Below are 17,518 nucleotides of genomic sequence, written 5' to 3' on the forward strand. Positions count from 1 at the left end.
GCGGCGTACCTATCGAGAGGCCGCCCCGCACATCACGTCATTATGTCGGGATCAGTTGTGCGACTGCGAATAGTAGGATTGCAACGGCCGTACTTCAAGGGACGTGACCCCTATTGCCGCTGCCGCCTGCACGCTGGCGGGCGCGGTGGTGAAATACGGAATCTTCTGCGCCAGCGCCGCCTGCCGGATCGGCTTCGAATCCTTCAGGCTCTGCCACCCCTCGGTGGTGTTGAAGATCAGCGTCACCTCGCCGTCCATGATCCGGTCGAGGATGTGCGGCCGGCCCTGCGCCACCTTGTTGACCGTCTCGACCTTCAACCCGACGGTTTCGAGATAATCCGCGGTTCCGCCGGTCGCCAGCACCTTGAAGCCATGCGCGAGCAACGACTTCACCGCCGGCACGATATGCGGCTTGTCGCCGCTCTTGACGCTGACGAACGCCGTGCCGCCGGTCGGCAGCACCGTGCCCGCGCCGAGCTGCGACTTGGCGAAGGCGGTGGTGAAATCGGGATCGATCCCCATCACCTCGCCGGTGCTCTTCATCTCGGGCGACAGCACCGGATCGATGCCGGGGAAGCGGTTGAACGGGAACACCGCTTCCTTGACCGCATAATAATCGATGTGGCGGTCGATCGGCGGCAGGTCCTTCAGCTTCTCGCCCGCCATCACCCGGCTGGCGATCTTGGCGATCGGCACGCCGATCGCCTTGGCGACGAACGGCACGGTGCGCGACGCACGCGGATTGACCTCGATCAGATAGACCTCGCCGTCCTTGACCGCGAACTGGATGTTCATCAGCCCCTTGACCGACAGGGCATGCGCCAGCGCCACCGTCTGCCGCTCGATCTCGGCGATCGTCTCGGGGGTCAGCGAATACGGCGGGATCGAACAGGCGCTGTCGCCCGAATGGACGCCCGCCTCCTCGATATGCTGCAACAGGCCGGCGACGACGACATCCTCGCCGTCGCAGATCGCATCGACGTCGACCTCGATCGCGTCGCGCAGATATTGGTCGATCAGCACCGGCGAATCGCCCGACACCTGCACCGCGGTCTGGATGTAATCGTCGAGCTGCTGGAGCGAATCGACGATCTCCATCGCCCGCCCGCCCAGCACGTAGCTCGGCCGCATCAGCACCGGGTAGCCGATCCGCTCCGCCGCCGCGACCGCCTCGTCGCGGCTGCGCGCGAGGCCGTTCGCCGGCTGCTTGAGGCGCAGCTTGTTGACCAGCGCCGCGAACCGCTCGCGGTCCTCTGCCAGGTCGATCGCATCCGGGCTGGTGCCGAGGATCGGGATCCCCGCCTTCTCCAGCGCCCGCGCGAGGTTGAGCGGCGTCTGCCCGCCGAACTGGACGATCACCCCGACCAGTTCGCCGCGGCTCTGCTCGACGTGCAGGATCTCCAGCACGTCCTCGGCGGTCAGCGGTTCGAAATACAGGCGGTCGGACGTGTCGTAATCGGTGCTCACCGTCTCCGGGTTGCAGTTGATCATGATCGTCTCGTAACCGACGTCCGCCAGCGCGAAACAGGCGTGGCAGCAGCAATAGTCGAATTCGATGCCCTGCCCGATCCGGTTCGGGCCGCCGCCCAGGATCACCACCTTGCGGCGATCCGACGGCATGCTCTCGTCCTCGGGCTCGCCGAAGCTCGGCGCCTCGTAGGTCGAATACATATACGGCGTCTTGGCGTCGAACTCCGCCGCGCAGGTGTCGATCCGCTTGAACACCGGACGCACGCCGAGCCGGTGGCGCAGGCTGCGCACCTCGTCTTCGGTGACGCCGCCGGTCATCGCGACCACCGCGTCGTGGATCAGCCCCGAGCCGCGCGCGATGCCACGCGCATTGCCGCGCAGATTGGCCGACTGAAGCGCCAGATAGGCCAGACGCTTGTCGCTGAACCCCATCGCCTTCAGCCGGCGCAATCCGACCGCCTCGATCGGCAGGCCGTTGGTGCTGACCTCGTCCTCCGCGGCGACGATCTCGGCGAGCCGTTCGAGGAACCACGGATCGAACTTGGCGATCGCATGCACCTCGGCGACGGTGAAGCCCTCGCGCAGAGCCTGCGCCGCGACCAGCAGCCGGTCCGGCGTGGCGACGGCCAGCGCCGCCTCGATCTCCGCGCGCGGCGCGCCGACCAGCCGCTCGACCGCGTTGAAGCCGGACAGGCCGGTCTCGAGCCCGCGCAGCGCCTTCTGCATCGATTCGTGGATGTTGCGGCCGATCGCCATCACCTCGCCGACCGACTTCATCGCGGTCGACAGCACCGCCTCGGCGCCCTTGAACTTTTCGAAGGCGAAGCGCGGGATCTTGGTGACGACATAGTCGATCGTCGGCTCGAACGACGCCGGCGTCGCGCCGGTGATGTCGTTCTCGATCTCGTCGAGCGTATAGCCGACCGCCAGCTTGGCGGCGACCTTGGCGATCGGGAAGCCGGTCGCCTTCGACGCGAGTGCCGACGACCGCGACACGCGCGGGTTCATCTCGATGACGACGAGGCGCCCGTCCTTCGGATTGACCGCGAACTGGACGTTGGAGCCGCCGGTCTCGACGCCGATCTCCCGGAGCACCGCGATCGATGCGTTGCGCATGATCTGATATTCCTTGTCGGTCAGCGTCAGCGCCGGCGCGACGGTGATCGAATCGCCGGTGTGGACGCCCATCGGATCGACATTCTCGATCGAGCAGATGATGATGCAATTGTCCTTGCGGTCGCGCACCACCTCCATCTCGTATTCCTTCCAGCCGAGGAGCGATTCTTCGATCAGCACCTCGGTGGTCGGCGACGCGTCGAGGCCCTTGCGGACCATCTCGACGAATTCGGAGCGGTTGTAGACGACGCCGCCGCCCGAGCCGCCCATCGTGAAGCTCGGCCGGATGATCGCCGGCAGCCCGGTGACCTCGAGCCCCGCCAGCGCCTCCTCGACGGTATGCGCGATCGCCGAGCGGGCGCTGTTGAGCCCGATCTTGGTCATCGCGTCCTTGAACTTCAGCCGGTCCTCGGCCTTGTCGATCGCCTCGGCGTCGGCACCGATCATCTGCACGCCGAACTTCTCCAGCGTGCCGTCGTGGAACAGCGCCAGCGCGGTGTTGAGCGCGGTCTGCCCGCCCATCGTCGGCAGGACCGCGTCGGGCCGCTCCTTCTCGATGATCTTGGCGACCACCGCGGGCGTGATCGGCTCGACATAGGTGGCGTCGGCCAGCTCGGGGTCGGTCATGATCGTCGCCGGGTTCGAATTGACCAGGACGATGCGATAGCCCTCTTCCTTCAGGGCCTTGATCGCCTGCGTGCCCGAATAATCGAACTCGCACGCCTGCCCGATGACGATCGGCCCCGCGCCGATCACGAGGATGGAGGAGATGTCGGTGCGTTTGGGCATCAGTCTTCTTTCGGAGTAGGTGCGTCGCCGATCCCGCGGTTCGCCGCGTCGATCATCGCACTCATCTTCTTCAACACACATTCGAGCTTCGCCGGATCACCATCCGGTGGCCCCTTGAAGACGATTTCTCGGCCGCGCTGTCCGAGCCATCGGCGTGGGACGCCGCAAGTCTTGGCTATGGCATCCAACCGAGCGGCGATGACTTTCGCAGACGGGGACGACATCGGCATCGCGCTATGCATGGCAAGCGCGAGCAACACGCTCACTGTGCATCCCGTCCGAGCGACCCGACGAACCGCTCGAAAAGATACAGGCTGTCCTGCGGCCCCGGCGACGCCTCCGGGTGATATTGCACCGAGAATGCCGGCCGGTCGGTCAGCTCGAGCCCCGCGTTCGAGCCGTCGAACAGCGACACGTGCGTCTCGCGGACGTTGGCGGGCAGGCTGTCGCGTTCCACCGCGAAGCCGTGATTCATGCTGGTGATCTCGACCGCGCCGTCGGACAGGCGCTTGACCGGATGGTTGGCGCCGCGATGACCCTGGAACATCTTGGTCGTCGTCGCGCCGACCGCGAGGCCGAGCAATTGATGGCCGAGGCAGATGCCGAACAGCGGCGTGCCGGTGTCGAGCAACCGCCGGATCACCGGCACCGCATAGTCCCCGGTCGCGGCGGGATCGCCGGGGCCGTTGGACAGGAAGATGCCGTCGGGGCCGAGCGCCATCACCTCGTCGAACGTCGCCGCGGCGGGCAGCACGGTGACCTTCGCCCCGGCGTGGACGAGGTTGCGGAAGATGTTGTGCTTGCTGCCGTAATCGATCGCGACGACGTGCGGACGGGCGCCTTCGCCGGCACCGTCGCGGTCATACCCGAAGCCGAGCCGCCACGGCCCGCCCTCGCGGCTTTCCCCCCAGGCGTAATGCGTCGCGGTGGAGACCTCCTTGGCGAGGTCCATCCCCTCCAGCCCCGGCCAGCCCCGCGCCATCGCCAGCAATGCGTCGAGGTCGAACTCGCCGCTCGCCGAATGCGCGACGACGCCGTTGGGCGCCCCGCCCGACCGGATGCGGCGGGTCAGCGCGCGCGTGTCGATCCCGGCGAGGCCGATCCGTGCGTGGCGCTGCATCCAGCCGTCGAGCCGCTCGACGCTGCGGAAGTTGGACGGCGCGGTCACGTCCTCGCGGACGATCATGCCGAGCGCGTGCGGCGCATCGGCCTCGACATCGTCGGGATTGGCGCCGACGTTGCCGATATGCGGGAAGGTGAAGGTGATGATCTGCCCGGCGAAGCTCGGGTCGGTCATGATCTCCTGATAACCGGTCATCGCGGTGTGGAAACACACCTCGCCGACCGCGGCGCCTTCCGCCCCGAAGCCGCGGCCCCAGGCCACCTCGCCGTTGGCGAGGACCAGAACGCCCGTCGCGCCGTCAGGCTTTGCGGGCATGGCAATGGGCTTGGCGTCGGCCATGGCTTGGCGGGCACTCCTACAGATTTCGTCTATGTCGCTAAGAGGCGCCCGCTAGACCCCCGCCCCCGTCAGGTCAACCGGTTCACGGGCAGGCGTTCCTCCGCTAGGCTCGACCGCTTCCAGTGTTTCTTCGAGAGCTTCCCCATGATTCGCGACGACATCAAGGCCGCCCAGGTCACCGCCATGAAGGCCGGCGACAAGGAATCGCGCAATGCGATCAGCCTGATACAGGCCGCCATCAAGAACCGCGACATCGAGCTGCGGACCAGCGGCAGCACGCCCGACGACGATGCCGTCGTGGTCGAGGTGCTGCAGAAAATGGTCAAGCAGCGCCGCGAATCGATCGCGATGTACGAAACCGGCGGCCGCCAGGAACTCGCCGATGCGGAAAAGGCGGAGGTCGCGGTGATCGAACGCTTCCTCCCGGCACAGATGAGCGAGGCGGACACCACCGCCGCCATCCTCGCGATCAAGGACGAACTCGGCGCGACCGGCATGAAGGACATGGGCCGGGTGATGGCCGAACTGAAGGCACGCCATGCCGCGAGCCTCGACATGAGCAAGGCGAGCGGCCTAGTAAAGGCGGCTTTGTCCTAAGCCTCCACGCGAAGACGCGACGAAGATCGGTTCACGCGAAGACGCGAAGCCGCGAAGAGGTTCACGCGGAGGCGCGGAGGCGCGGAGAGAAGAAGGGGTTTGCGCGCAGAGGCGCAGAGCGCGCGGAGGGATCGCGGTCGTGGGCATGCCGCCCCCCTCCCTCCATTCGTCACCCCGGCGAACGCCGGGGCCCGTGGTCGCGGCAAGCCCGGACGTACCGCGCCACCGCTCCCCCAGCGCGTCCATGGGTCCCGACTTTCGTCGGGATGACGAATCGGGAAAGCGGCAGCTCTCCCTAACCTTGCGTCTTTCGCGCGCGCCCTCCCCGACGCACGACACCTTCGCGCCTTCGCGCCTTCGCGTGAACCAACTTCCTTCTTCTCTTCGCGCCTTCGCGTCTTCGCGTCTTCGCGTGAAACAAACCTGCCCCAGCCCCCAAACCAGCTTGCCGAAAGCCGCTGCAGCGCGCATGGTAAAATCACGGCATGAGTCTCTCCCCTGCCTTTCTGGACGAACTGCGTGCCCGCACGTCGTTGTCCGCCTTGGTCGGCAAGACGACCAAGCTGCAAAAGGCCGGCCGCGAGATGCGCGGCTGCTGCCCGTTCCATAACGAGAAGACGCCGTCCTTCTACGTCAACGACGACAAGGGCTTCTATCACTGCTTCGGGTGCTCCGCGCACGGCGACGCGATCAAGTGGATGACCGACCAGCGCGGCCTGCCCTTCATCGACGCGGTCAAGGAACTCGCGCAGGCCGCCGGCATGGAGATGCCCGCGCAGGACCGCGCCTCCGCCGCCAAGGCCGAGCGCGCCAAGGGCCTGCACGAGGCGATGGCCGACGCCACCACCTGGTTCACCGAGCAGATGAACGGCATCGGCGGCGCCGAGGCGCGCGCAGTGCTCGCCAAGCGCGGCATCACGCCGGCAACCGCCCGCGCCTTCGGCATGGGGTTTTCGCCCGACAGCCGCGGCAAGTTGAAGACCGCGCTCAAAGATTATGGCGACCCCGCGCTGGTCGAATGCGGCCTGCTGATCCAGGTCGACGGCAAGGAGCCCTACGACCGGTTCCGCGGCCGGCTGATGATCCCGATCCGCGACGCGCGCGGGCGGACGATCGCCTTCGGCGGCCGCGTCATCGGTGAGGGCGAGCCCAAATACCTCAACTCCCCCGACACGCCGCTCTTCGACAAGGGCCGCACGCTCTACAATCTCGATCGCGCCGCCCCCGCCGCGCGCAAGTCGGCGCGCATCCTCGTCGTCGAGGGCTATATGGACGTGATCGCGCTGGCGCAGGCGGGGATCGACGACGCCGTCGCCCCGCTCGGCACCGCGCTCACCGAGGCGCAGCTCGAACGGCTGTGGCGGATCAGCGAAGTGCCGATCCTCTGCCTCGACGGCGACAGCGCCGGGCAGAAGGCGGCGTTGCGCGCCGCGCACCGCGCGATGCCGATGCTCGGCAACGGCCGCAGCCTCGCCTTCGTCACCTTGCCCGAGGGGCAGGACCCCGACGACCTCGTCCGGTCCGGCGGGCGGCAGGCGATGGAGGCGCTGCTCCAGCAACCGCAACCTCTGGTGGAGCGCCTGTGGCAGAGCGAGGTCGCCGCCGGCCCGCTCGACACGCCCGAACAGCGCGCCGGGCTCAAGCAGCGGCTGCACGAACTCGCCGCGACGATCGCCGACCCGTCGGTGCGCAAGGAATATGAGAACGAGTTCAAGAACCGCTTCTACGAGCATTTCGCGCCCAAGCGCCGCGCCTTCACCCCCGCCGCCCCGCGCGCGCAGGGCAAGCGTGGCCCCGACGGCCAGTGGAAACAGCCGATCGCGCCGCCGACCGAGGACGTGAAGGCGTTCCATGCCGCCGGCATCGACCCGGTCATCGCCAAGGCGATCCTCGCCGGGCTGATCCGTCACCCGGTCGAGATCGCGCGGCACATGGAGGTGCTCGGCAGCCTCAAGCTGATCGGCGGCGCGCTCGGCCGATTGTTCGAGGCGGTGGTCGACGTCGCGCTGGAGGACCAGGCGCTTGATAGCGCGCGTCTGCGCACCATATTGGCGAAATCCGGTTTTGATGCGATCGCAAGCGATTTGTTGAGAGCCGATACGATGCCCTATTCGTTCACGCAAAGCGGCGGCGACCCCGCCCGCGCCCGTGCCGACCTCGACGAAGCGATCGCCATCATGGTGGCGCGCCCCGAAGTGGACATGGCGCTCGGCGAAGCGACCGCCTCGATGCAGGCGCACTTCACCGCCGAGGCGTTCGAACGACAAGTGGCGTTGGTGAAAGAGAAACAGGGCTTGGAGCTTCGACTTGCAAATCTGGTGCAGTCGAACGAAGACGCCCGATCGTTTGGATCCGAGGGTAATTGATGGCGAAGGTTAACGGTAACGGTGGCGATGAGGGTGCGGACGTGACCGACGCGCCGCTGATCGACCTCAATGACGCCGATATCAAGAAGCTGGTCGCCCGCGCCAAGAAGCGCGGCTACATCACCTACGACCAGCTCAACGAGGCGCTGCCCCAGGATCAGATGTCGTCCGACCAGCTCGAGGACATCATGTCCGCGCTGAACGAGATGGGCGTCAACATCGTCGAGAACGAGGAAGCCGGCGAGGACGGCGACGACAAGGAGCAGGCCGAGGACGACGAGGCCGAGCCCGTCGAGGCCGACGGCGACGGCTCCGCGGCGCCCGCGCTCGAAACCAAGAAGAAAGAGACCGTCGATCGTACCGACGATCCGGTCCGCATGTACCTGCGCGAGATGGGCGCGGTCGAGCTGCTCAGCCGCGAGGGCGAGATCGCCATCGCCAAGCGGATCGAGGCGGGTCGCGACACGATGATCCTCGGCCTGTGCGAATCGCCGATCACCTTCAACGCGATCATCGACTGGTCGACCGCGCTCAACGAGGGCACGATGCAGCTGCGCGAGATCCTTGATCTCGACGCGATGCTGTCCAAGGGTCCGTCGGCCGAGCAGGTCGAGGGTGCCGAGGACGATGAATCGGGCGAGATCAGCGAGAAGACCGCCGGCGCCAGCTTCAAGGAAGAGGAAGAGCCCGAGGAGCCGTCGGCCGACGAGGACGATGAATCGGGGGAGAGCCGCACCCCGCGTCCGTCCGACGACGAGGATGAGGACAATACGCTCAGCCTCGCGCAGATGGAGGAGACGCTCAAGCCGCAGGCGCTCGAGCGGTTCGCCAACATCACCGCGCTCTACAAGAAGTTCAGCAAGATCCAGCAGGCGCGCCTCGACGCGATGCAGGCCGGCGGCGAGCTGTCCGCCGCGGACGAGCGCAAATACCAGAAGCTGCGCGAGGACCTCACTGCCGAGGTCGAGAGCGTCCAGTTCCACAATGCCAAGATCGAATATCTCGTCGACCAGCTCTATGCCTTCAACCGGCGCCTGACCGCGCTGGGCGGCCAGATGCTGCGCCTCGCCGAGCGCCACAAGGTCAGCCGCAAGGACTTTCTCGACCGTTACGTCGGCCACGAGATGGACGACACCTGGCTGCAGTCGGTCGGCAAGCTCGACAAGAAATGGACCGCCTTCGCCACCAACGAGGCCGATGCGGTCGACCGCATCCGCGGCGAGATCAGCGAGATTTCGCAGCAGACCGGCATGGCGCTCACCGAATTCCGCCGCATCGTCAACATGGTGCAGAAGGCGGAGCGCGAGGCGCGCATCGCCAAGAAGGAGATGGTCGAGGCGAACCTGCGGCTCGTCATCTCGATCGCCAAGAAATACACCAACCGCGGCCTGCAATTCCTGGATCTCATCCAGGAGGGCAATATTGGCCTGATGAAGGCGGTCGATAAGTTCGAATATCGCCGCGGCTACAAGTTCAGCACCTATGCGACCTGGTGGATCCGGCAGGCGATCACCCGCTCGATCGCCGATCAGGCGCGCACGATCCGCATCCCGGTGCATATGATCGAGACGATCAACAAGCTGGTCCGCACCAGCCGCCAGTTCCTCCACGAGCAGGGCCGCGAGCCGACGCCGGAGGAAATGGCCGAGCGGCTGTCGATGCCGCTCGAAAAGGTGCGCAAGGTGATGAAGATCGCCAAGGAGCCGATCAGCCTCGAAACGCCGATCGGCGACGAGGAGGATTCGCACCTCGGCGATTTCATCGAGGACAAGAATGCGGTGATCCCCGTCGACGCGGCGATCCAGGCGAACCTCAAGGAAACGGTCACCCGCGTCCTCGCCAGCCTCACCCCGCGCGAGGAACGCGTGCTGCGCATGCGCTTCGGCATCGGCATGAACACCGACCATACGCTCGAAGAGGTCGGCCAGCAGTTCAGCGTGACGCGCGAACGCATCCGCCAGATCGAGGCGAAGGCGCTGCGCAAGCTCAAGCACCCGAGCCGCAGCCGCAAGATGCGCAGCTTCCTCGACCAGTAACGCCGGCAACGGCAATGTCGGCAAAAGGGCCGCCGGAGACGATCCGGCGGCCCTTTTCCTATGCGCCGTTCCGACGGGGCGATCAGATAGGTGCCGTCGTCGATGAGCTGGGTGTCCAATCCCATGGCCGCCTGCCCCCAATTACAGACGTTCGGTCGCCTTTCGCCCTTGCCAGAAATTAGACATTGGCTCGGAGTTATTCAGGAAGCCGATCAGGCGAGAGCGCAGGCAATTTCAGCCAATCTGGCTCGACAGCGTAGCTCTTCCAATCGCGTATTACGGGAGTGCGAACTTCCACCTTCTCCGGATGGGTTTCACGCACCCAACGTGCAGCAGCTTTTAACTGCGGCGCAAGCTCCCCCGGCTCGATTGTAGTGGTTCCGCACCATTTGCCCTTCGCACCAGTGACTACGGCGGTGCGTATGCATCCGTCTAGCCACCGGGAGACAAGCAACTTTGCATGCTCTGCGATCACGTCTGCTTCAGCGTCCCAGAGCTCGTATGGAGCTGGATTGTGCGTCTCCCAGTATCCAAAATTCACGGTCAACTCTTCGTCCGCAGTATAGAGAACGACGGGCTCGATCTCGCTCCCTGCAACGCAGGTAATGGTGAGCAAGAGATAACCGGGGTTCCAACGGGTCCATTCACCGTCTCGGGCGACGTCCCAATCGCGAAGAGCCGAGTAGATCGCTTCAGACCAGTCATCGATGGGTCCCGCGACATTGCTCGGATACGGTACCCCAGATTCCCCAGCATCGATCATGAGTCATCAATGCCACAATGGCGGCAGCTTTCCACCTCTTGCGACTACAAAGCTGCCATTCCGTTCTCCGCCAAAAGCGGGCTCGCCGCTGACACCCACAAACGGACAGTCAGGCAGGCGAGCCGCGCCTCATCTTGTCTCGGGTTCCGGCGCTGGCTGCCACAGCTCTATTTTCATGCCGTCCGGATCGACGATCCACGCGAACTTGCCGCTTGGATCGCTGTCATCCCGCTTCAGCACCCCCACGCCTTTCACCTCGAGCCGCGCGAGGAAAGCCGCAAGGTCATCCACCGCAAAGTTCAACATGAAGTCGCGGCTGGAGGGCGCCATATAGTCGGAATCCTCCTTGAAGACGTTCAAGGTCAGTACCGGCGGATGCCCAGGCATGTCGTGAGGGAATAAAGCTCCGCCCCAAGGCTCGACGTTGATTCCCAGAATGTCTCGGTACCACGCCATCAGCGCCTTCGGGTCTTTGCTCTTGAAGAAAATCCCGCCGATGCCGGTTATCCTGCCGACGGGCTCTGCCGGGGTCGACATGGGCGCTACCGACGACATGACGGCAGGGACCGGTCAAGATTTGCGACTGGCAAACACCACATAAGCCTCTCCCATCGTTGGACGAATGCTATGGGTGGAGCGGGCCTCCTGCAATGACATTCACCTTGCGCCCAGTCTGCTGGATTGACGCCAGTCCGCTTCTCAACGTTCGGACGCCCTCTGTCCTATTCGGATCGGCGCTGTTACCTTGCATCCGTTCTTTCTCATCGCTGCAGTCTTCGCGTCCCCGCGACCCGCCGAGCAAGAGTCGCGCACTCGGGCACCAAAACGGAAACGATGATCTAGGATCGTTTCCATTCAGGTGTCCATCTTGTCCATGTTGCCGCAATTCCGCCTCATTCCGCCGGGCAAAAAAATTACGCTATTGATAGGCGTTCGCAAGACTGTCTATAAGACGCGCCATGGCCGCCCCGACGACCCTTCGATGCTGATGCAGGCGACACCGCCCTGCCCGACGCCGGCGCCGGCCGCGACGGCGCGCTGGTCGATGGTCGCCCGGTGCATCACGGCGTTGGTCGGTGGCTATGGCGCTGCGGCGGCACTCGCGACGCTGCTCGCCCGGCTGCTCCCGATCGACCGGGCCGAGGCGACCGCGCTGGGCATGATCCTTTCCGCGCTACTCTATGCGTTGATCGGCCTGTGGTGCTTCCACGAACCGCGACTCGGCCGCGTCGCCGCCCGGGTGTGGGGCACCGCGATCCTCGGCGGCGGGCTGGTCTGGCTGCTCGGGCTGCGGCCGTGAACGGCACTTTGCGGCAGAATATGGCGTGGATCCACGGCTGGCTCGGACTGGTCGCCGGCTGGATCCTGTTCGCGATGTTCCTGACCGGCACCGCGAGCTATTTCCGCCCCGAGATCACCCGCTGGATGCAGCCCGAGATCGCCGCCACCCCGGTGCCGGCCGCCACCGCCGCACGCAGCGCAGTCGCCTATCTGCAAGGCGTCGGCGCCGGCGACGCGTCCTGGTTCATCATGCTGCCCAGCGCGCGCGATGTCGTCACCCGCGTCTACGAACAGCCCAATGCGAAGGCCGTCGCCAAGCCCCGCCGCCGCGAGGAACTGGTGCTCGACGGCGCCACCGGCCGGCCCGTCGAGGGCCGCGACACCCGCGGCGGCGAGCATTTCTACCGCTTCCACTTCCAGCTGCAATTGCCCTACCCCTGGGGGCGCCTGCTCGCCGGCCTGTGCGGATTGTTCATGCTCGGCGCGATCATCTCGGGCGTGGTGACGCACAAGCGCATCTTCGCGGACTTCTTCACCTTGCGCTGGAACAAGGGGCAGCGCAGCTGGCTCGACGCGCACAACGTCTCCGCGGTGCTGGCGCTGCCCTATCATGCGGTCATCACCTACACCGGGATCATCACGCTGATCGCGATGTACATGCCGTGGCCGGTCACCGCCAATTACGCCAAGCCCGAGAATTTCTATAACGCCGCTTACGGCATACCGGCGGAACAGCCCGCCACCGGGCGCGCCGCGCCTTTGGTCGCGGTCGCACCGCTCGTCGCCGATGCCGAGCGCCGCTGGGGCGCGCCTGCCGCGCGGGTCGTCGTCACCAACCCCAATGATGCCGCCGCCACCGTCACCGTCTATCGCACGCCGCGCGCCTCGCTCAACGGCCGCGGTCCGTCGCTGACCTATGCCGGCAGCTCTGGCGAACTGATCGCGCAGGCGGGCGATCCCGGACCGGCGCTCGCCACCGCCGGGGTGATGCTGGGGCTGCACGTCGCGCAATTCGCCGGGCCGGCGCTGCGCTGGACGCTGTTCGGGCTCGGCCTGACCGGCGCGGCGATGGTCGGCACCGGCCTGTTGCTGTGGACCGCGGCGCGGCGCCGGCCGAACGCCACGCCGTTCTTCGGCCTGAAACTGGTCGAGCGGCTCAACATCGCGACGATCGTCGGCCTGCCGATCGGCATGGCCGCATTCCTGCTCGCCAACCGCTTGATTCCGGCCGACATGGCCGGTCGCGCCGAGTGGGAGGTCAAGGCGATGTTCTGGACCTGGGCGGCGGTGGCGCTCGCCCAATTCGCCCGCCCCGCCCGCCGCGCCTGGCCCGAGGGGTTCGCGCTCGCCGCTTTGGTCTTCCTCGCGATCCCCGTTGCCGACACGCTCACCACCAGCCGCGGCCTGCCCGGCTCCCTGCTCGCCGGCGACCTGCTGTTCGCCGCCTTCGACCTCGCGATGCTCGCCATCGCGCTGCTGCTCGGCGTCGCGAGCTGGCGCGCCGGCAAGCCACCGCGCCAGGTCCCCCGCCGTACCCGCCAAGCCGAGACGATCCATGCCTGAGACCATCCTGCTCTCCGCCACCGCCTGGCTGTTGTTCGCCGGCGCCTCGTTCCGCTTCCGGCGAGAGGCCGGGACGAACGGCCGCGGCGACGTCCGCCTGCTCCGCAGCGTCGCATCGGCGCTGCTCGCGGTCGCGCTGCTCCACTGCGGCGCGCCGTTGACCGGCGAACGCTGGGTCCACCTGCTGACCGGCGCCTCGATCGGCGCGGTGGTGGTCGTGCTCGCGCTGTCCGCGCAGCCGGGCCATGCGATGGCACCGGTCCGCTGGCTGCTGCTCGCCAAGCGCCGCACGATCGCCTCGGCCAAGGCGATGCTGCGGTCGCAGACCACCGCCAACGGCTGACGCAAAAAGGGCGCGGGAGGAGACCTCCCGCGCCCTGTCTGTCACCGGTAGCGGCGGATTACTCCGCGGCGACGCTGCCCTTGGCGGGACGCGTGTCGCGACGCTCGGCGATACGCGCCGACTTGCCGGTGCGGCCACGCAGATAGTAGAGCTTCGCACGACGCACGGCGCCCTTGCGGACGACGTCGATCGAATCGATGTTCGGCGAATACAGCGGGAAGACGCGCTCGACGCCCTCGCCGAAGCTGATCTTGCGCACGGTGAACGACGAGCCCATGCCCTTGTTCGAACGCGCGATGCACACGCCTTCGTAATTCTGGACGCGGGTGCGCTCGCCTTCGACCACCTTCACGCCGACCTTCAGCGTGTCGCCGGGACGGAATTCGGGGATCGCGCGCTTCGCGGTCAGCTTTTCGATCTGCTCGGCTTCGAGCTGCTGAATGAGGTTCATGTCTTCAGTCCTTCGTTCGCCGCGCGCCAGAGGGAGGCTGGACCCGAGCACCCTCATGGCGCTCCCACAGGTCCGGCCTCCGTAGCCGTGTATCGGTCTCGGCCTTCGACTTGCGCCAGGCCGCGATCCTCGCATGATCCCCCGATCGCAGCACTTCGGGGATCGTGCGCCCTTCCCAATCGAATGGTCGGGTATATTGCGGATATTCGAGCAGCCCCGTTTCGAAGCTCTCGTCCACACCGCTTGAAGCCGCGCCCATTACGCCGGGGAGCAATCGAATGCAAGCATCGAGCAGCACCAGCGCCCCCATCTCGCCGCCCGACAGGATATAGTCGCCGATCGACACCTCCTCGATCCGGCGGCCTTCGAAGATGCGCTCGTCGAACCCCTCGAACCGGCCGCACAGCACGATGACGCCGGGGCCGCCGGCGATCTCGCGCACGCGGGCCTGCGACAGCGGCCGGCCGCGCGGCGTCATCGCAAGGATCGGGCGATCGTCGGCGACGCTGTCGATCGCGGCGGCGAGCACGTCGGCCCGCAGCACCATCCCCGCGCCGCCGCCCGCCGGCGTATCGTCGACCGAGCGATGCTTGTCGGTGGCGAAGTCGCGGATCTGGACGGGTTCGCAGCGCCACCCCCCTTCGCGCAGCGCACGCCCGGCGAGCGACACGCCCAATGGGCCGGGAAACATCTCGGGATACAGCGTCAGGATCGTCGCGGCGAAGGTCATCGGGTCCAGTTTTCCACGGGCGTCATGGCGACCGCCCCGTCTCTGAGGCGCCGTATATAGATGCCCGTCCTGACATCAATGGAACCAGAGCGTGGCTGCCGCGTCCGGGGTGGCTATGGACGATTGCATCATCATCGGCGCCGGCCCTGCGGGGTTGACCGCTGCCATCTATCTGGCGCGTTTCCATCTTTCGATCCGGCTGTTCGACAGCGGGTCGAGCCGGGCGGCGATGATCCCGTGTACGCACAATCATGCCGGCTATCCCGAGGGTATCGCCGGCAAGGCGTTGCTCGGGCTGATGCTGGCGCAGGCGGAGAAATACGGCGCGCATCGTGAGGAGAAGAAGGTCACCGCGATCGAGCCCGACGGCGAGAATTTCGAGGTAGTCACCGATCATGGCCGCTATCGTGCGCGGACGGTGCTGCTGGCGACGGGGGTGGTCAATCATCGGCCCAATATCCTGCCGGACGTCCATGACCCGGCGCTGGAACGCGGCCTGTTCCGTTATTGTCCGATCTGCGACGGCTATGAGGTCACCGACAAGCGGGTCGGCGTGATCGGCACCGGGGATCACGGCACGCGCGAAGCGCTTTTCCTGCGTGGCTATACGCGCGACGTTACGCTGATCTCGCCGGAGGCGGAGCATCTGCTCGACGCGGCCTGCGCGGCCAAGCTCGACGAGGCGGGGATCGCGCGGGTGCAGGGACCGTGCGGCGGCTGGGCAATCGAAGGCGACCAATTGGCGCTCGACACCGCACGCGGGCGGATGGCGTTCGACAGCGTCTATCCGGCACTGGGATCGCGCATCCGGTCGCGGCTCGCGGTCGCCGCGGGCGCGAAGGCGAGTGAGGAAGGGTGTCTGGAGGTCGACGACCATCAGCGCACCAGCATCCCCGGGCTGTTCGCGGCCGGCGACGTGGTGAAGGGCCTCGACCAGATCAGCCACGCGATGGGCGAAGCCGGCGTCGCGGCGACGACGATCCGCAACCTGCTCAGCGAGCGGCAGCCGATCCGGCGGTAGACGACCAACATGGACAAGTTGGACACCTTAAGCGAAACGATCCACTCCTATCGTTTCCATTTTTGCGATGATCGTGAGTCGGCGATGAGAAGGAGCGACGCGGGTCATAGCAGCGCGGCGGTGTGTAGGACAGCGTGAGCGTGAGGCCGGACCGTGGGTCGCCGGCGTCGATTGAGGCTTAAATAATTCCTCCCCCGCTAGGGGGAGGTGGCGCGGCGAAGCCGTGACGGGGGGAGGTAAGCGACGACTTGCGTTCCGTGTCCTCCCCCTCCGTCATGCCTGCGGCATGCCACCTCCCCCTGGCGGGGGAGGAATTTTCTTAATCCACAAGCTGAATGTCGATGGGGTCCGGCTGGTCGAGGCCAGCGGCGTCATTCAAAACTCGTCCGGTCAAACTCCATGCAAACACCGGCGAAAACGCCGCATCACTCGACGAAGTCGGCGTTCACCACCAGCCGGTCGGCGTCCCAGTCGGGCACCGCGTCGGCGTTCATCGGGACCATGAAGCGCTTGCCGTCGGGACGCTCGATCTCGAGCACGTCGCCCGCGCCGAAATTCTCGATCAGCACGACCTGCCCGAGCGCGTCGCCGTCGGTCGACACTGCGGGCAGGTTCAGCAGATCGGCATGATAATATTCGCCCTCCGCCAGCGGCGGCAGCGCCGAGCGCGGCACGGTGAGTTCCGTGCCGCGGAGCGCCTCGGCGGCGTTGCGATCGGCGACCTCGGCGAAGCGCACGATCAGGCCGTTGTTGCCGGCCTGCGCCGACTTCAGCGTCAGCGTACCGCCGTTGAAGCTCTTGTAGCTGCCGAAATCCTCGGCGAAGACCTTGAGGCGGACCTGGCCGTTGACGCCATGCGCGCCGATCACGACCGCCAGCGTGACGCTGGGCTCAGCCCGGCGATCCGCCGTCTCCTGCTGGGGCATCATCGTTTCCCTCTGCGGGTTCGGTCGCCGACACGCCCTGGTTGGTGGCGTCGTCGGTGGCAGCGTCGTCGAGATCGTCGGCGGCGGTGCGGGGATCGGGATCGATGGCCATGATGCGTCAACTCCTTCGTACTGGAGGCGGTCAACGCACCATGGCCGGCTTTCGATGCTTACGCCTCGGTGGTCTCGGCGGTCTCGGCGTCGTCGGCCGGAGCCTCCTCGACGGCCGGGGCGGCGGCGGCGGCCGCTGCGGCCTCTTCCTGCGCCTTCAGCTTCTCGGCACGCTCCTCGGCGCGCTCGGTGGCCTTCTCGCCGGGCTTGCCCTTGTTCGGGTTCGAGCGCGCGGCGCGCTCACGGACGCCAGCGACGTCGAGGAAGCGGGCGACGCGGTCGGTCGGCTGCGCGCCGTTCGACAGCCAGTATTTGGCGCGCTCGGCGTCGAGCACGATGCGGTTCTCGGCGTCCTTGGCGAGCAGCGGGTTGTAGTTGCCGATCTTCTCGATGAACTTGCCGTCGCGGGGCGAGCGCGCATCGGCGACGACGATGCGGTAATAGGGACGCTTCTTGGAGCCACCGCGCGACAGGCGAATGCTAAGTGCCATTG

The 17,518-nt window shown here is 66.5% G+C and carries 17 protein-coding genes; 7 read left to right on the forward strand and 10 right to left on the reverse strand.

Translation table 11 applies throughout. The features are described from left to right. Positions 1-51: 51 nt before the first annotated feature. The 3 genes from carB to carA are packed head-to-tail and all read right to left on the reverse strand — an operon-like array spanning position 52 to position 4,837. Positions 52-3,375: a carbamoyl-phosphate synthase large subunit gene (gene carB / locus ACLBWH_RS04035; RefSeq protein WP_447796957.1), complete on the reverse strand. Its 3,324-nt coding sequence runs from the start codon at positions 3,373-3,375 to the stop codon at positions 52-54. Beyond that, entirely contained in the window at positions 3,375-3,641 is a 267-nt protein-coding gene (locus tag ACLBWH_RS04040) for a hypothetical protein (RefSeq protein ID WP_322847567.1), read from the reverse strand. Before ACLBWH_RS04040 ends, carB begins: the two co-directional genes overlap by 1 nt. After that, on the reverse strand, positions 3,638-4,837 hold the full coding sequence (carA, locus tag ACLBWH_RS04045) for a glutamine-hydrolyzing carbamoyl-phosphate synthase small subunit (protein ID WP_447796959.1): 1,200 nt from the start codon (positions 4,835-4,837) through the stop codon (positions 3,638-3,640). The genes ACLBWH_RS04040 and carA overlap by 4 nt, the downstream gene beginning before the upstream one ends. Positions 4,838-4,981: 144 nt before the next feature. On the opposite strand from carA, the gene ACLBWH_RS04050 reads away from it, so the two are divergent. The 3 genes from ACLBWH_RS04050 to rpoD all read left to right on the forward strand — a co-directional run bounded on the left by ACLBWH_RS04050 (position 4,982) and on the right by rpoD (position 9,836). Beyond that, on the forward strand, positions 4,982-5,434 hold the full coding sequence (locus ACLBWH_RS04050; RefSeq protein ID WP_322847565.1) for a GatB/YqeY domain-containing protein: 453 nt from the start codon (positions 4,982-4,984) through the stop codon (positions 5,432-5,434). Positions 5,435-5,919: 485 nt separating this feature from the next. Then, positions 5,920-7,800 carry a DNA primase gene (dnaG, locus tag ACLBWH_RS04055; protein ID WP_447796962.1) on the forward strand — a complete coding sequence of 627 codons (1,881 nt, stop codon included), beginning with the start codon at positions 5,920-5,922 and terminating at the stop codon, positions 7,798-7,800. Next, the gene (gene rpoD / locus ACLBWH_RS04060; protein WP_322847563.1) at positions 7,800-9,836 is read left to right on the forward strand and encodes an RNA polymerase sigma factor RpoD; all 2,037 of its coding nucleotides are present in this window, start codon (positions 7,800-7,802) and stop codon (positions 9,834-9,836) included. Before dnaG ends, rpoD begins: the two co-directional genes overlap by 1 nt. A 196-nt stretch (positions 9,837-10,032) precedes the next feature. Here rpoD and ACLBWH_RS04065 read toward each other — a convergent pair whose 3' ends face one another. Together ACLBWH_RS04065 and ACLBWH_RS04070 are read right to left on the reverse strand one after the other, a co-directional pair. Continuing rightward, the gene (locus ACLBWH_RS04065; RefSeq protein ID WP_447796964.1) at positions 10,033-10,599 is read right to left on the reverse strand and encodes a hypothetical protein; all 567 of its coding nucleotides are present in this window, start codon (positions 10,597-10,599) and stop codon (positions 10,033-10,035) included. 129 nt (positions 10,600-10,728) lie between these two features. Further along, positions 10,729-11,136: a VOC family protein gene (locus tag ACLBWH_RS04070; protein ID WP_447796965.1), complete on the reverse strand. Its 408-nt coding sequence runs from the start codon at positions 11,134-11,136 to the stop codon at positions 10,729-10,731. A gap of 451 nt (positions 11,137-11,587) precedes the next feature. Here ACLBWH_RS04070 and ACLBWH_RS04075 point away from each other — a divergent pair, with 451 nt between their 5' ends. The 3 genes from ACLBWH_RS04075 to ACLBWH_RS04085 are packed head-to-tail and all read left to right on the forward strand — an operon-like array spanning position 11,588 to position 13,786. Beyond that, the gene (locus ACLBWH_RS04075) at positions 11,588-11,899 is read left to right on the forward strand and encodes a hypothetical protein (protein ID WP_447796967.1); all 312 of its coding nucleotides are present in this window, start codon (positions 11,588-11,590) and stop codon (positions 11,897-11,899) included. Then, the gene (locus tag ACLBWH_RS04080) at positions 11,896-13,443 is read left to right on the forward strand and encodes a PepSY domain-containing protein (RefSeq protein WP_447796968.1); all 1,548 of its coding nucleotides are present in this window, start codon (positions 11,896-11,898) and stop codon (positions 13,441-13,443) included. The genes ACLBWH_RS04075 and ACLBWH_RS04080 overlap by 4 nt, the downstream gene beginning before the upstream one ends. After that, on the forward strand, positions 13,436-13,786 hold the full coding sequence (locus ACLBWH_RS04085) for a hypothetical protein (protein WP_447796970.1): 351 nt from the start codon (positions 13,436-13,438) through the stop codon (positions 13,784-13,786). The genes ACLBWH_RS04080 and ACLBWH_RS04085 overlap by 8 nt, the downstream gene beginning before the upstream one ends. Before the next feature lie 58 nt (positions 13,787-13,844). On the opposite strand, the gene rplS is transcribed toward ACLBWH_RS04085, so the two are convergent. Continuing rightward, the gene (rplS, locus tag ACLBWH_RS04090) at positions 13,845-14,237 is read right to left on the reverse strand and encodes a 50S ribosomal protein L19 (protein WP_038660889.1); all 393 of its coding nucleotides are present in this window, start codon (positions 14,235-14,237) and stop codon (positions 13,845-13,847) included. A 4-nt stretch (positions 14,238-14,241) separates the two neighbouring features. Then, on the reverse strand, positions 14,242-14,967 hold the full coding sequence (gene trmD, locus ACLBWH_RS04095; RefSeq protein WP_322847557.1) for a tRNA (guanosine(37)-N1)-methyltransferase TrmD: 726 nt from the start codon (positions 14,965-14,967) through the stop codon (positions 14,242-14,244). A gap of 115 nt (positions 14,968-15,082) precedes the next feature. On the opposite strand from trmD, the gene ACLBWH_RS04100 reads away from it, so the two are divergent. Further along, entirely contained in the window at positions 15,083-15,988 is a 906-nt protein-coding gene (locus tag ACLBWH_RS04100) for an NAD(P)/FAD-dependent oxidoreductase (RefSeq protein WP_447797477.1), read from the forward strand. A 425-nt stretch (positions 15,989-16,413) separates the two neighbouring features. Here ACLBWH_RS04100 and rimM read toward each other — a convergent pair whose 3' ends face one another. The 3 genes from rimM to rpsP are packed head-to-tail and all read right to left on the reverse strand — an operon-like array spanning position 16,414 to position 17,516. After that, positions 16,414-16,917, reverse strand: coding sequence for a ribosome maturation factor RimM (gene rimM / locus ACLBWH_RS04105; protein ID WP_447796972.1), 504 nt, complete (start codon positions 16,915-16,917; stop codon positions 16,414-16,416). Then, a complete protein-coding gene (locus tag ACLBWH_RS04110; protein WP_322847553.1) occupies positions 16,880-17,026 on the reverse strand; it encodes a hypothetical protein in 147 nt (48 codons plus the stop codon). Before ACLBWH_RS04110 ends, rimM begins: the two co-directional genes overlap by 38 nt. A gap of 58 nt (positions 17,027-17,084) precedes the next feature. Continuing rightward, positions 17,085-17,516 carry a 30S ribosomal protein S16 gene (gene rpsP, locus ACLBWH_RS04115; protein WP_447796974.1) on the reverse strand — a complete coding sequence of 144 codons (432 nt, stop codon included), beginning with the start codon at positions 17,514-17,516 and terminating at the stop codon, positions 17,085-17,087. Positions 17,517-17,518: the final 2 nt, after the last annotated feature.

It is taken from the genome of Sphingomonas sp. M6A6_1c (assembly GCF_053345135.1).